The organism is Glycomyces mayteni (assembly GCF_042428885.1).
Taxonomy (GTDB): Bacteria; Actinomycetota; Actinomycetes; order Mycobacteriales; family Micromonosporaceae; genus Glycomyces; species Glycomyces mayteni.
Map to the genome: position 1 here is coordinate 480,630 of NZ_JBHMBP010000001.1, position 13,887 is coordinate 494,516.

The following is a 13,887-nucleotide window of genomic DNA, read 5'->3' on the forward strand; positions in this document are numbered from 1 at the left end:
GGATGAACCGCGCCCTCCGGATCATCTTCTCCCGCTACGGGATCGTCGTCATCATCCTCGTCCTGGTGCTCGGGGTGATCGCGCTGGCGAACCGCCGCCAGGACACGCCGCTCGACGGCACGAACGGTGCGGACGGCGCTGAAGGGGAGGCCACTTCTGAGGCGGTGACCGCGGACGACGGGTTCGCGACCGACGAGTGCGAAGAGGACGGCTGCTTCACCGACGAGGAGCTCCCGCAGGAGGCGGTGGACCGTGCCGTCGAGTTCGCCGAGGCCTGGCTGAACCCGAACGGGTACGGCTCGCAGGGCTGGCTCGACTCGATCCGGCCGCTGCTGACCGATGACACCGCCGCCCTGATGGAGGGCGTCGACCCCGAGACGGTCCCGGCGACGGAGGTCGCCGGGGAGGCGGTGCCCGACGGCTCGAAGGTCGCGATCCCGCTCGACACGGGGACGTTGACGCTGACGATGGTCGAGGTCGGCGGCGGCGACTGGCTGGTGTCGGCGATCGACTGGGAGCAGTCATGAGCGTCGCGAGCGAGGAGAGCACCGCAAAGGAGCGGTCCGAGGACCCCCTGGCGCCGCGGGTGCCGAAGCGGCTGCGGCCGCTCATGTGGACGCTCACGGTCCTGACCGTGTGCTGCCTGGGCGCCGTGGTGTCGATCGTGCAGCTCCTGTCGGATCAGTCGAACGACGAGGACGGCAATGCGATCGCCGCCGGCTGCGGGACGACGTCGGTCGATGTGAACGGGGAGTTCCCGGAGATCGGGCCGTACAGCTCCGAGCAGATCGGGAACGCGGCGATCATCATCGCGGTCGGCCAGGACCTGGAGGTCCCGGTGCGCGGCTGGGTCATCGCGGTGGCGACGGCGATGCAGGAGTCGCGGCTGACGAACCTGGGGCACCTGGGCGACCGGAACGACCACGACTCGCAGGGCCTGTTCCAGCAGCGTCCGTCGTCGGGCTGGGGGACGCCGGAGCAGGTCACCGATCCCGTGTACGCGTCCACGAAATTCTACGAGAAGCTCGTGACGATCGACGGCTGGGAGACGATGCCGCTGACCCAGGCGGCGCAGTCGGTCCAGATCTCGGCGTTCCCGAACGCCTATGCGAAGCACGAGCCGATCGCGACGGAGATCGTGAACACGCTGACCGGCGGCGGCGCGAGCGTCTCGGCGGTGAGCACGCAGCTCGGCACGTGCGCGCAGCCGGGCGAGCTGTCGGCGGCGGGCTGGATGGCGCCGGTGGAGGGCCCGATCAACTCAGGCTTCCAGACCCCGGAGCGCCCGACCCACAACGGGGTCGACATCGGCGCGCCGCGCGGTGCGACGATCGTGGCGGCGTCGAGCGGGACCGTCATCACCTCGGAGTGCAACGCCAGCCTGTACGGCGAGCCGTACTCGTGTGACGTGGACGGCTCCCCCGAGGTGGCCGGCTGCGGCTGGTACGTCAACATCCTCCACGCGGGCGACTACCTGACCCGCTACTGCCACATGGGTTCGGCCCCTCTGGTCAAGGAGGGCGACGTGGTCCAGGCGGGCCAGATCCTCGGCTACGTCGGCTCCTCGGGCCGCTCCAGCGGCCCCCACCTGCATTTCGAGACCCACTTGAACGCCGACCGCAGCGCAGCGGGCGCAGTGGACCCGATCGCGTTCATGAACCAGATGGGCGCCCCGCTGAAGTGAGGTCAGTCGGCGGCGTTCATGAGGGCGTCGCCGCCGTCGAGTGAGGCGACGCAGTCGCCTTCGACGGCGATCTGGAACGTGAAGCTCTCCTGGTTCAGTTCGCCTTGGAGGACGATCTCGGTCTCGAAGGCGCCGACGCCGTCGGCGGGCGAGATGCCGTTGAGGTACCCGGTCGTCGCCCCGTTGACGGCGACCCATTCGGCGATGGCGTCGTCGAGGTCCTGGGCGGTGATCCCGGTGAACGCGCTGCACTGCATGGCTTCGGCGGTCGCCGGGTTCCGGTCCGCGACGACAGCGCGGAGGAAGTCGGTGGCGACCTCCTGGAAGTCGACTTCAGGGCTCGCGCCTTCGTCGGGGCTCGCGGTCGGCACCTCGGGTCCGGGCTGGTTCGCGTCGGACACGCAGTAGGTGCCGCCGTGTTCCTGCACGGTCACCACGAACTCCTCATGGCGTTGCGTGCCTTCGGAGACGTAGGAGACGGTTCCGGCGATGGCGATGCCGTCGGAGGTGGGGACCGGGTCGCCGGTCTCGACGTCGACTCGGGTGATGCCGCCGAGTTCGTCGGCGTAGGACTGGCGGATCGCATCGAGGTCGCCAGGGGCGAGTTCGGGTTCCGCGCCGTCGCAGAGCACGGCCTCTGCACGATCAAGGTCTTCACTGGCTCCGTAGCGAAGGTATCGCCAGGCCGCGTTGCTTGCGGAGCTTGCGGTCTCGTCTCTAGGGTCCTGGTTCTCCTCGTTCCCGCTGGCGGCGAACGCGGGGGCGATCCAGGCGCCGAGTGCCAGCACCAGGGCCCAGGTGCCGGCCATAGTCGCGACGCGGGGCCATTTGCGGGGCGGGTCGGCGTAGGCCGCGGTTTCGGGGTCGTCGGCGGGGATGACGCGGTAGCGCTTGCCGGTGGTGTCGGCGACCGTGGCGGGCCGGGAGGTGCGGGCGCGCCGGATGGTGCGGCGGATCAGACCCTTTCGCATGGGGACAGCCTATGGGACGGGGCCCACCGGGCTCAACCGGAAGCGGTGGTGGGTTCGGGGCCCGGGACGGGTCCGGGGCGCTGGCGAGGGACCCGGTGAAGTGCATGTCCGCCATAGACTTGTGGCATGAGCCACCCTCCGATGCAGCGCGGTGAGACTGCGGCCGAAGTCGAAGTCGTTCCGGGGCAGCGGGACGGCGCCGGGCCGGAAGGGGGCCCGATCCGGTTCGAGCTGGTGGCGAGGTCGCCGGAGGTGCAGGGCCTGATCGAGGCGCATCTGCGGGAGCGGTGCGGGGTGGACACGCAGGCGGTGCGGGACTGCTTCATCTGGAACGGCCTCCAGTCGGAGGTCGACCCGGGCGGGGAGCTCGATGTGGAGGACGTGTTCCTGTATCGGGCCGGGGAGGTGTTCGGGACGCAGGCCGCGCGCACGCCGACGGCCGTCGACCGGGCGCTGCTGTGCCTGTGGGTGCACCACAGTTCGGTCCGGGCCTGGAACCACACGTACCGCGTGGACCTGCTCATGAAGTGCATGCTGCGGTTCCGCGGGATCGTGCGCCGCCACTGGAGCCTCGACGGCGACGAGGCGCCCGAGGTGGAACTGGCGCTGCGCCTGTGCGAGCTGGTCCGGTCGGAGATCGAGCTGGAAGACTGCCTGAAGACCGGGTCGCAACTGCGCTATTCGGAGGCGCTGGACATGGTGATCGGGTCGTGCACGGGCCTGCTGCACGACGCGGAGGAGGACGAGGGCCCGGTGGGCCGGTACGTGCGCGGGGAGGTCGCGGTGCGCCGCGAGTACCACCTGATGCTGCGTCGCCTGCACCGCGCGCTGGTCGCGCAGTCGGCGGGCAAGGAGAAGGACCGGCTGGAAGTCCGCAAGGAGCTGCGGGTCCTGGTGAACACGTGGCCGTTCTCGTCCGTCGAACTGTCGAAGATGAACGCGCACCGGCAGGCCCTGGAGCGGCTGCGCGAGGCCCACGCGGACCGGCGGAAGCAGTGGATGCGCATCGACGAGGGCCGCATCGTGTACCTGTTCCCGTTCGGCGTCAACGGGATCGACTACGAGACGGTCCGGGTCCGCCTGAAGCGGGCGTTCGAGGAGGGCGCGGGGCCGGTGCGGCCGTCGGCGGCGATCGACCATTTCACGTACCACGCGGACATCTGGGAGCCGCGGCTCGAACGCGCCAAGCGGTTCGACGGCCTGGAGCTGATCCTCCCGAAGGTGCGGCTCGTGGTCGACGGGGACACGGTCGAGGAGCTGAACGCGGCGCTGCGATTCTCCCCCATGGGCGTCCACTCGCTGCGCCTGGAGCGATCCGTGGAGGACCTGTACCCGAGCGGCCTGCACGCGGCGATGTTCCGGGCGGCCCGGGAGCACGGGACGGTCGAGGTGTCGTGCGAGGGCACGGACCGGACGTGGGACCGCTTGGCGCGCTTCGCGAGGGACCTGATCCTGCGGCAGCTGCCCGAGGCGCTCGCGCCGCGCAAGGGGGAGCCGGAGGGGCCGGTGGGCATCCACAGGGGCCGTTCGCACGTGCTGGTGCGGGTGCTGCGGGCGAGCGAGCGGGGCCGGGAGTTCGAGCCGCCGAGCGGGGACGAGGACCGGCCGCTGGTGCAGGACGGGAACCGGCTGCTGGAGCTGGTGGGATCGTCGGTGCTGCTGCATTCGGCTCCGGACGCGAAGGAGTCGCTGTGGGACTGGATCCGCTTGGCGGACGACCACTCCCGCAAGATCTGGAACCAGCGCAACGAGGGCGACCTGCTGATCTCGACGGAGAACACGACGGTGATCGCGGCGCTGGACGCCCCCAACTTCATCTCGGGGGACTTGGAGGCGATCGCGGAGTTCACGGTGTGCCTGGGCGGGATGATGGCGGCCTGGAACCACCAGCTGGACGCGTACCGGGCGGGCGTCTCGGAGATCATCGCCGGGTACAGCCGGCCGGGCGCGGACCGGGCCGCGCAAGTGGAGGCGATGAAGGCGAAGCGGATGCAGATGCTGGAGTTCGAGGGGGAGACGCGGCAGGTGATCGCGCTGCTGCACTCGCCGGGGCTGCTGCGGTCGCCGTCGAACACGGCGGAGCTGCGCAGGCTGCTGGCGGTGAAGGGCGTGGACGAGCAGTTGGCGAGTTTCAGCGAGCGCCTGAACGAGGTGATGGCGGACCAGTCGGAGGCGACGCTCCAGCGCTGGGAGGTGGACCGGCAGCAGCGGGTGCGCGATTCGCTGACGGCGGCGGTGTCGGCGCTGTCGGTGTGCGCGGCGATCAGCATCTGGCAGGCGGCGGGGTTCTGGACGCCGGCCGGGTGGGGTGCGGCGACGGTGGTCGTGGCGGCGTGGGCGGCGGTGTACGTGTCGGCGCGGTGGGTGTCGTACCAGGGCGGCCCGTGGTCGACGGTGCGGTTCCTGGCGGGGCTGCCGGTGCGGGGCCTGGTGCGGGCGCGCACGGCCTTCGCGCGGGCGCGGATGCGGCGCATCGCCCGCCCGTAGGGGCCCGCCGGTGGGAGACTCCGGGGCATGGGGTTCTCGACGGTGGAGCGGACGGCGCCGGACGCGCTGTTCACGGCGGTGTACCGGGATCTGTTCGAGCATGCGTTCCCGCCGGAGGAGCTCGACGGTGAGGACGTGCTCGCCGCGGCCTTGGAGCGCGGGTCCGCGAATCTGTTCGCGGTGGTCGACGATGCGGGGACGCCGGTGGCGGCCGCGTTCGGCGAGTGGTCGGCGGCCTCGCGCGTCCAGCTGCTCACGTACCTGGCGGTGGGTCCGGCGGCGCGGGGCGGCGGGATCGGCGGTCGGCTGCTGCGGGACGCGGTGAACGTGTGGAGCGTGCGCCGGAACCCGTGCATCGTGGTCGCCGAGATCGAGGACCCTGGCGCGCCCGCGCACGACGCGCACGGGGATCCGCGGCGGCGCCTGGCGTTCTACGAGGCCGCGGGCGCGCGGGTCCTCGACGTCCCGTACTTCCAGCCGGGCATTGGCGGCCCGGACCGCCGCGTCCACGGGATGCTCCTCCTCGTCCTGCACGCCGCACCGGAGTTCACCATCGGCGACGCCGTCGCGGGGGCGCCGCTGCGCGCGTTCGTGGAGGAGTACCTGGCCGAGGTCGAAGGCGCGGTCGGGAGCGACGGGAACGCGCGGGCGCTGCTGGACGCGTTCGACCGCCCCGGCGGGGTCCCCGCGGGCAAGTGGCGCGCGCAGCAGTGAACGCGCCGTCCTCCATTCGGTAGTGAACGCGCCGTTCACCGCTGTGCAGTGAACGGCCCGTTCACTTTCTGGCGTGCTCCAGGTACCGCATGAGGTTCGACGCGGACTGCTCCAGGCTCCCGTCGCCGCCGATGACGGCCCGCAGGTCGCCCGGATCGCACGGCCGCCGGTCGGCGAGGCGCGCGATGTCGAGGAAGTGCGGGGCGGTCCCAGTGCGCCGGTACGCGGCGAGCTTGTGGTGCCCGTCGATGAGGAACGCCGCGCAGTCCTGCTCGTCGCCGGGCGGCTCGGACCGCAGCAGCACCGCGAGCGGCCGCTCGCCGCCCGCGATCGCGGCCGCGTACTCGGTGACGGTGTCCTCCCCGGGGGGCGGCCACACGTCGGTGGGGATGACCGCGGTCCCCTCGGTGCCGATCGGCTCGTACGGGTACCACCACGCGGACCGGTTCTCCCCGAACGGCTCGATGTGCACGTTCGCGTCGGGCCAGCGCCGCACCCCGTACGCGCCGGGCGCGAGGAGTTTCAGGATGGGGGCAGCGAGGTCGACGGGGTCGGTGTCGCTGGCGGGGCCGCGGAGGCGTTCGCGCATGTCGCGCAGGCTCTCGCGGTGCCGTGCGTCGCGGGTGCGGATCGCGAACCGGTCGATGGACCCGGACCCGGTGTATCCCTCGACGATGAGCGGCCTCCAGCCGACGCGCAGGGCGCTGGCGCCGTCGTGCCCGCCGACGGCGAGGGTCCCGTCGCCGTCGTCGACCTCGACGACGTCGTACCCGAGCGACCGGGCCAGTCGCATGATCATGTCGCGTCTCCGTCCTGCCGCGTTCCCGGGCGGCGGCCCTGCCGTCCGGCCCGCGCCCACCCTAGTACCCCGAAACCGGTCGGCCGAAAACCGTTTCGCGCGCTTCGGTGCGGATTCTCGGGGACCCCGCGGGAGCGACCGGGCGCTTACACTCGGTGCCATCCCCTTTCTGGAGGTCCGACCCGTGGCCGTTCCCCCGCAGTATCCCGTGTACCCGTACCCGCCGGGCCCCTACGCGTACCCGTACGGGGGGCCGCCGCGGCGGCCGGGCCTGACGACGACGGCCGTGGTCCTCATGTGGGTCCAGGTGGGCCTGGGCCTGCTCGGGGGCATCGGGACGGCGGTGACGCTGACGGCGGGCCGGGACGTGTTCGAGGACTTCTATCCGGGGCTGGCGGCGTGGGTCCCGCTGGTGCTGCTGGTCTCGGCGGTGCAGGCGCTGGGGTTCGCGGCGCTGCGCGGGCTGTTCGCGGTCGGGATCATGGACCGCCGCGCGTCGGCGCGGCGGGGCGCGTTCGCGGTGGAGGGCGTGTCGATCGCGTTCCAGATCGCGTGGCAGGCCGTGTTCTTGGCGGCGCTGCGCCCGGCGGGCGGGGGCGTGGGCGTGAACATCCAGTTCGACTGCACGGGCATCGTCCTGTCGGTGCTGATCCTGTGCTTCCTCGGTGCGACGAAGTCGGCGCGGTGGTGCGACCGGTGACGGAAACGGCGTTGCCGGCGGTGGCGCGCGCGTCCTATGGTGGGGCCCGAAAGTGAGGGTTGCTCCGTGACCAAGTTGAACCAGATCATCGCGATCGAGAAGAGCGTCAAGGCGAAGGCCGCCCGCTCCCTCGGCGACGCCGGGCGCGAGCTCGCGAAGGCGCCGCTGCTGTCGGGCATCTCCCGGACGTACCAGCCGAAGGACGAGGAGGGCGAGCAGCTGCCGCCGGAGTCCACGAAGGTGCAGCGCCGCGTGGAGGAGCAGCTCCGCGAGGTGTCCGCGGCGATGACGCGCCTGTTCGACGTGACGGCCACGAAGGACCGCACGAACGCGCTCGCGACGGCGGACATCACCGTGGACGGGGAGGTCCTCGTCGCGGACGTCCCGGTCACGTACCTGCTGTTCCTGGAGAAGCAGCTCGCGGAGCTCCAGTCGTTCGTGAAGGCCCTGCCGGTCCTGGACGCGGCCGAGTCGTGGACGTTCAACGAGGCCGCGGACTGCTTCGCGACGGACCCGGTGCGGACGGTCCGCACGAAGAAGGTCCCGCGCAACCACGTGAAGGCCGAGGCGACGGAGGAGCACCCGGCGCAGGTCGAGGTGTACTACGAGGACATCCCGGTCGGGTACTGGACGACGGTGAAGTTCTCCGGCTCGGCCCCCGCCAAGCGCGTCGCGCAGTTGACCGAGCGCCTGGAGAAGCTCCAGGTGGCCGTCAAGTTCGCGCGCGAGGAGGCCAACGGGACCGAGGTCGTCGACGAGTCCGTCGGCGCGAAGGTCTTCGGCTACCTGCTGGGCGGGTAGGACACAGACCCCCCTGCTTTGAGCGGCAGGGGTGGCGCGCGAGCGCCGAACCACGCTGAAACTGAGGTTTAGTCGCAATACTGCGCGGTGACAGGTGGGGGTTCGATTCCCTCCCCTCCGGCTCGACCGGCCGTGAGGGTGGCCCAATTGGTAGAGGCGCACCGCGAAGATTCAGATTCTCGCTCCAGTGTCAGCATTCGCCACGCCGCACGACTCCGCGAGCGGTCCCCTGGGACACAGGTGTTGAAGGTTCGAATCCTTCCCGCCGCACCACTTGCGGCGGTAGCTCAATGGAAGAGCACTGTGCTAGCAGCAGACTCAACGGCTGCCGTACGGAGCGTCGCGGCCACTACGTGGCACATCGCGGCCCGGTGTCGAGGTCAACGACCCGGGCCGCACCTATGCCCCTTCGGTGCTCTCGGAGCGGCGCCGGCTCGATGGCGCGCCCGGCGCCGCTCCGTCTCCGGGGAGAGAAGGGTGAAGCCTCAGTCGTCGGCGGTCTCGCCGGCAGCGCTCTCCTGGCCCGGTCCCTGCCCGCCGCCGGGCATGCCGCCGCCCTGCGGGAGCTCGTCGGCGCACGCCTGCGTGGCGGCCGCCCAGTCGTCCTCGTCGACGCCGTCGGGCGCCGCGAACCCGCCGCCGCCGAAGCCGCCCGAGGGCATGTCGGTGGGCATGTCGGTCCCGAAGTCCGAGGGCAGGTCCGTGGGCATGTCCGACGGCATGCCGGTGGGCATCCCGCCGTCGCCGCCGGGCATGGCGCCGCCCTCGCCGAACGGGGTCCAGTCGTCGGGGAGGTCGACGCCCTGCCCCTCAAGGCACGCCGTGTACGCCGCGAACTGGCTATCCGACGACGAGGACGCCTCGTCGCCCGCGTCCGCGTCGTCGTCGCCGCACGCGGCCAGCGCGAACGCGGCGAGGCCCGCGGCGCAGCCGATCCGCACGGCCCGGGAAAGCATCGGTCTCATGGGAAGCGAGCCTCGCGGCCGAACCTCGACGGCGGCTCAAAACCGGGTCAGCGGACGCTCCTGAAACCCCCGTGGACCGGCCGCCCCGACCCGCCCGGTAGGGCCCGCCCTACCGGCGAAATGCCTGCTCGCAGGCTCGAAGGAACGCCCGCTGCGGCCGAGAATTGAAGGCATGAACAAGACCTTCAAGCAGCTCGGCGCCGACTCCGCGTACCTGCTCTCCGCGTTCCCGATCGCACTGCCCGCGTTCGTCATCACCGTCACCGGCTTCGCCGCCGGCGTCGGCACCGCCGTCGTCTGGGCGGGCGTCCCGATCCTCGCCGCGACCCTCCTCGCCATGCGCGGCCTCGCCGCCGCCGGCCGCGCCCAGCTCGAAGGGGTCCTCGGCAGCCCCGTCGAGCGCCCGCACTACCGCCGCGCCCCCGAGGGCGCCTCCCCGCTGCGCCGCTTCCTGACCCCCCTCGCCGACGGCCAGTCGTGGCTCAACCTCCTGTGGGGCGTGGTGAACTTCCCGCTCGCCATCGCCGGGTTCGTCGTGGCCCTCGCCTGGTGGGCCGCCACCGTCGCGTCCCTCGCGTACCCGCTGTACGCCTGGGCGATCCGCCGCGCCACCGGGGACGGCGACGGCCTCGAACACGCGACCCGCTGGCTCGGCTGGGGCGACTCCTACCTCGCCGTCTCGGCCCTCGCGGTCGCCGGCGGCCTGGTCATGGCCCTGCTCCTGCCCCTGGTCCTGCGCGGCTTCGCCCTCACGCAGGCGGGCCTGTCCCGCGGCCTGCTCGCGTCCCTGACCGACGCCGACGCCCCGCACGGCCCCGCGCGCTCGGCGCTCGCCGACGCCGAGGTCACCCGCGTCCAGGAGCGCCTCTCCACCGTCTGACCCTCCACTGCGCACACCGAAGGGGCGGCCGCCCACCGAGCGGCCGCCCCCGCCGCGCGCCCGGTGATAGGTTGGGCCGCATGGCACCGCAAGGGCACCACCACGGACACGACGGCGACGGCGGCGACGCGGTGTTCGACTTCGCGGAGGCCGCACCCCGGTTCCGGGCCCGCGCCGACGCCGAGACCCCCCGGTACCGCCGCCTCGCCGCCGCCCTCACCGGCCCCGGCACCCGCACCGCCGCCGACATCGGCTGCGGCGCCGCCAGCATGGCGTTCGCCCTCGCCGAGACCCTCCCCGGCGTCCACGTGACCGCCGTCGACGCCGAACCGGCCATGCTCGACCTCGTCCGCGAACGCGCCGCCGAACGCGGCACCCCCATGCCGACCGCCCTCGCCTCCATCGACGACCCCGACGCGCTCGCCGCCCTCCCCCGCGTCGACTTCGCCTGGGCCGGACACGTCGTCCACCACGCCGCCGACCCCCAAGCGGCCCTGCGGAACCTCGCCGCGCTCCTCAACCCCGGCGGGCGCCTCGCCATCGGCGAAGGCGGCACCGCGCCCCAGTTCCTCCCCGCGAACCTCGGCACCGGCCGCCCCGGCCTGGAACTGCGCCTCATCGAAGCGGGCGCCCGCCGCCTCGCCGACGAACTCGCCGCCCACGGCGGCACGCCCCTCCCCTACGGCTGGAACCTCGCCCTCGAACACGCCGGACTCGTCAACGTCCACACCGTGAACGACCTCGTCGCCAAACCCGCCCCGCTCGCCGGAGCCGACCTCGACCACGCCCTCGACTCCCTCGCCGCCAGGGTCGAATGGTTCACGCACCACCTCGACGACGCCGACCGCGACACGTGGGCGCGCCTGCTCGACCGCGACGGCCCCGACTGGCTCGGCCACCGCCGCGACCTCCACCACCTCGCCATCGACACCGTCTACACGGCCGAGAAGCCCGCGTAGGTCACTCCTCCGAGTCGAGCGTCCCCGACTCGATCTCCAACTGGAACAGCCGGTCCAGGGCCGCGAGCCCGTACACGTCCTCCACGCCCTCCGCGCACGCGAAATCGCTCAGCAGGTCGAACCCGTCGCCCACCCCGAGCCGCCCGAGCCGGTACGCGGCCTCGATCCGCCCCGCCCAGTGGAAGCACGAGTCGACCGCGAGCACCGAGTACGCCTCCACGCCCGCGTCCGGGTCGACACCGTGCATCGCCTCCGCCGCGTCGATCCCCAAGTGGTGGTCCATGAGCGACTCGACGCCCTTGACGATGCGCCACAGCGCCTCCCGGGCGTCCTCGCGACTGTCGTCGGCGAGCTGCTCCGCGCAGATGATCCGCAGCCGCGACGTCACCAGCGGCGCGTTCGCGAGGTGCCGCAGCGCCATCGCCGCGGCGTCGCGGTTGACGCGGCGCAGCGCGTGGGCCGCGGAGTGGCGCACGTACTCGCTGACGCCGTCGTCGGTGACCAGCTGCATGAGGGCGATCGCGGCGGGGCTTGCGGCGCTGTCGGCGAGGGCGCTGGCGGCGTCGAGGCGGTACTTGTCGTCGACGCCGGGGTCGGTGGCGATCGCTTCGAGGGCTTCGACGGCGTCGTCGAGGTTGAAGCGGCCCATGTGCTCGGCGGCTTCGAGGCGCACTTCGACGTCGACTTCGGTGGCGACGGCGACGGGCGAGAGGCGCAGGGCCATGGCTTCGCCGCCGAGGTCGACGAGGTCCTGGATGAGCTGGATGCGCAGGTCGGCGTCCACGGATTCGTCTTTGATGGACGCGACGAGGTTGGTCATGGCGCGGTCGCGGCGCTCTGCGTGCCCGTCGACGGCGGGGGCGCCGGCGCGCTCGGGGTCCCAGAAGCCCTGGCGGGGCGGTGCGGCGGGGGCGGGGCCGACGGCGGTGCGGGCGAGGTGGCGGCGGCGCTGCCAGACTCCGGTGGCCCAGGTGGCGGCGATGGCCGGGCAGAGGAGGCCGTAGCCCCAGATCCGGTCGATCTCCAGGAGCTCGACCACCGGGACGGGGGCGAGGACGGAGGAGAACCTGAGCGTCCAGAGCCCCATTGCTGCGTTCGCCATACGTTGAACCTCGGGTAGAAGCGGTGTTCTGTGCTGCCTGAACTTCTCGGTACGGCGCCGTGCGGGGCCCTGGTGAGGGGCCCGGACCGCAGAGGGCCGGGGCATAAAGCGTAGTCCTCGCGGGGCCCGCGCGGTCGCACAGGGTGTGCGACGGCGGAAACGGCGCGGCGGGGCCGTTCCGGGGCGCCCGGTATGCGGGACTGTTGCCGTATTGCGGCCCGGACCTGCGCTTTCGCGGGTGCCACATTCTCGCCCGGGGCCTGTACGATCGGTAGCACGCGGGTGGAACCCATCCCTCCGCGGCCCGGCCCCAGCCCCTGAGCAGACGAGGCGTGTTAGAGCTATGACGTATCCGCCCCCCGGCGGCGAGAACCCGCAGTACCAGTTGCAGCCCGAGCCGCAGCAGCCGAGCGACCCCTACTCGCAGGGGTACAGCACGCCTCCGCCTCCCACGAACTACTACCAGCAGCAGCCGGGCTACTCGCAGCCGCAGATGCAGCCCCCGCCGGGGCAGCCGCAGTACACGCAGCCCCCGATGGGCACGCCGCCGATGGGCGTCCAGGCGGGCTACCCGTCGGCCCCGGGCTCGGTCCTGCCGCCGCCGATCCCGCCCGCGAAGCAGGGCGGGAACCTCGGCGTGATCCTCGGGGTCGTGGTCGGCCTGGTCGTGGTCCTCGGCGTGGCCGCGGTCCTGCTCATCCCGAAGCTCACCGGCGACGACGACGACCCGCAGGCGGGCGGCGGCGACCCGGAGACCAGCGCCTCCGACGAGCCCGAGCCCTCGGAGGAGCCGTCCGAGGAGGCCTCCGAGGAGCCCACCGACGACGGCGGCGACTCCGGGGCCACCCTGGACGGGTGGGGCACCCCGGTCAACTCCGACGACTTCGAGGCGAACTCGCCGGAGGGCGCGGCCCTGACGTACCGCCTCGCGTCGGACACCGACGACGACGCGGCGCTCCAGTCCGTGGTGTGCGCGAGCCCGAGCGACAACATGCAGTTCGACGTGGACTGGGAGCTGGAGTACGAGGGCGGCAACTTCGGGTTCCTGCTGTGGAGCATGTCGAAGGAGGTCAGCGGCGCGACGCAGGTCTGGGTCGGCTGGACCATGGACGACCTCCCGCCGGACACCCAGGACGACCTGGACTCCGGGTACACCTTCACGGCGGTCGAGGAGAGCGGCGCCTGGAAGCTCTGCGACGTCGAGTACTGACGCCGGAGCACTGAACGACGACGGTGCGGGAGGGGCCTTCAGGTCCCTCCCGCACCGTTTCACGTTGCGGCGCAACGACTCAGAGCACGGTCCCGGGCGATCGGCGAAATCGGCGACCCCGCCGCGGCCGCGGGGTTGGTACGGTGCGACTGGACCCCCGCCACCCTCGAACGGAGCCGCCATGCGGACCTTCACCCGCCGCCTCGCACTCGCCTCCACCGCCGTGATCGCCGGGACGGCGATCGCCTTCGCCGCCGGCTCGCCGGCGCAGGCCGGTGCCTCCGAGTGCTTCACCCACCTCGTCTCCAACGGCTACTCCCTCACGGCCGCAAGGAAGACCGCCTGCGTCACCGCGGGCGCGCAGACCTACCCGAAGGGCTACGACGCCTGTGTGAAGTCCCTCGCGGGCACCGGCGTGGCCCGGGGCGTCGCCGAGGGCGCGTGCCGCCGCGCCGGACAGTGAGCGAGCGGGCCCGGACCGCGAATCCGGGCCCGCTGAAGTTATCCACAGGCCCTGACCAGGCGTCGAAAACCCCGCCGCAGGTTATCCACAGGCGGAGAAGAAAAATGTGGACGCTCTGCGACCAGTCGGCGACCGTTGAGACATGACGCAGA

The 13,887-nt window shown here is 72.3% G+C and carries 14 protein-coding genes; 10 read left to right on the forward strand and 4 right to left on the reverse strand.

Annotated features, from left to right (window positions below; translation table 11 throughout):
• Positions 1–2 precede the first annotated feature (2 nt).
• Positions 3–527, forward strand: a complete 525-nt coding sequence (locus ACFFXY_RS02285) for a hypothetical protein (protein ID WP_382345472.1) — start codon at positions 3–5, stop codon at positions 525–527.
• Positions 524–1,684 (forward strand): M23 family metallopeptidase, encoded by a 1,161-nt coding sequence (locus ACFFXY_RS02290; protein WP_382345474.1) that lies wholly within the window; start codon positions 524–526, stop codon positions 1,682–1,684. Before ACFFXY_RS02285 ends, ACFFXY_RS02290 begins: the two co-directional genes overlap by 4 nt.
• Positions 1,685–1,686: 2 nt before the next feature.
• On the opposite strand, the gene ACFFXY_RS02295 is transcribed toward ACFFXY_RS02290, so the two are convergent.
• Entirely contained in the window at positions 1,687–2,655 is a 969-nt protein-coding gene (locus tag ACFFXY_RS02295) for a hypothetical protein (RefSeq protein ID WP_382345476.1), read from the reverse strand.
• 126 nt (positions 2,656–2,781) lie between these two features.
• Here ACFFXY_RS02295 and ACFFXY_RS02300 point away from each other — a divergent pair, with 126 nt between their 5' ends.
• Entirely contained in the window at positions 2,782–5,142 is a 2,361-nt protein-coding gene (locus ACFFXY_RS02300; protein WP_382345478.1) for a hypothetical protein, read from the forward strand.
• Positions 5,143–5,169: 27 nt separating this feature from the next.
• The gene (locus tag ACFFXY_RS02305; protein ID WP_382345480.1) at positions 5,170–5,856 is read left to right on the forward strand and encodes a GNAT family N-acetyltransferase; all 687 of its coding nucleotides are present in this window, start codon (positions 5,170–5,172) and stop codon (positions 5,854–5,856) included.
• Between the two features lie 61 nt (positions 5,857–5,917).
• On the opposite strand, the gene ACFFXY_RS02310 is transcribed toward ACFFXY_RS02305, so the two are convergent.
• Positions 5,918–6,655, reverse strand: coding sequence for a hypothetical protein (locus ACFFXY_RS02310; protein WP_382345482.1), 738 nt, complete (start codon positions 6,653–6,655; stop codon positions 5,918–5,920).
• 184 nt (positions 6,656–6,839) lie between these two features.
• Between ACFFXY_RS02310 and ACFFXY_RS02315 the strand changes: the two genes are divergently transcribed.
• Both ACFFXY_RS02315 and ACFFXY_RS02320 read left to right on the forward strand, forming a co-directional pair.
• A complete protein-coding gene (locus tag ACFFXY_RS02315) occupies positions 6,840–7,355 on the forward strand; it encodes a hypothetical protein (protein WP_382345484.1) in 516 nt (171 codons plus the stop codon).
• A gap of 66 nt (positions 7,356–7,421) precedes the next feature.
• Positions 7,422–8,156 (forward strand): DUF7873 family protein, encoded by a 735-nt coding sequence (locus ACFFXY_RS02320; protein WP_382345486.1) that lies wholly within the window; start codon positions 7,422–7,424, stop codon positions 8,154–8,156.
• A 485-nt stretch (positions 8,157–8,641) separates the two neighbouring features.
• On the opposite strand, the gene ACFFXY_RS02325 is transcribed toward ACFFXY_RS02320, so the two are convergent.
• Positions 8,642–9,121 (reverse strand): hypothetical protein, encoded by a 480-nt coding sequence (locus ACFFXY_RS02325; RefSeq protein ID WP_382345488.1) that lies wholly within the window; start codon positions 9,119–9,121, stop codon positions 8,642–8,644.
• A gap of 172 nt (positions 9,122–9,293) precedes the next feature.
• On the opposite strand from ACFFXY_RS02325, the gene ACFFXY_RS02330 reads away from it, so the two are divergent.
• Together ACFFXY_RS02330 and ACFFXY_RS02335 are read left to right on the forward strand one after the other, a co-directional pair.
• Positions 9,294–10,001 carry a sensor domain-containing protein gene (locus ACFFXY_RS02330; protein ID WP_382345490.1) on the forward strand — a complete coding sequence of 236 codons (708 nt, stop codon included), beginning with the start codon at positions 9,294–9,296 and terminating at the stop codon, positions 9,999–10,001.
• Positions 10,002–10,081: 80 nt separating this feature from the next.
• A complete protein-coding gene (locus ACFFXY_RS02335) occupies positions 10,082–10,960 on the forward strand; it encodes a class I SAM-dependent methyltransferase (protein ID WP_382345492.1) in 879 nt (292 codons plus the stop codon).
• Position 10,961: 1 nt separating this feature from the next.
• On the opposite strand, the gene ACFFXY_RS02340 is transcribed toward ACFFXY_RS02335, so the two are convergent.
• Positions 10,962–12,062 carry a HEAT repeat domain-containing protein gene (locus ACFFXY_RS02340; RefSeq protein WP_382345494.1) on the reverse strand — a complete coding sequence of 367 codons (1,101 nt, stop codon included), beginning with the start codon at positions 12,060–12,062 and terminating at the stop codon, positions 10,962–10,964.
• A gap of 343 nt (positions 12,063–12,405) precedes the next feature.
• On the opposite strand from ACFFXY_RS02340, the gene ACFFXY_RS02345 reads away from it, so the two are divergent.
• Positions 12,406–13,272: a hypothetical protein gene (locus ACFFXY_RS02345; RefSeq protein ID WP_382345496.1), complete on the forward strand. Its 867-nt coding sequence runs from the start codon at positions 12,406–12,408 to the stop codon at positions 13,270–13,272.
• A gap of 181 nt (positions 13,273–13,453) precedes the next feature.
• Entirely contained in the window at positions 13,454–13,735 is a 282-nt protein-coding gene (locus tag ACFFXY_RS02350; protein WP_382345498.1) for a hypothetical protein, read from the forward strand.
• Positions 13,736–13,887 lie beyond the last annotated feature (152 nt).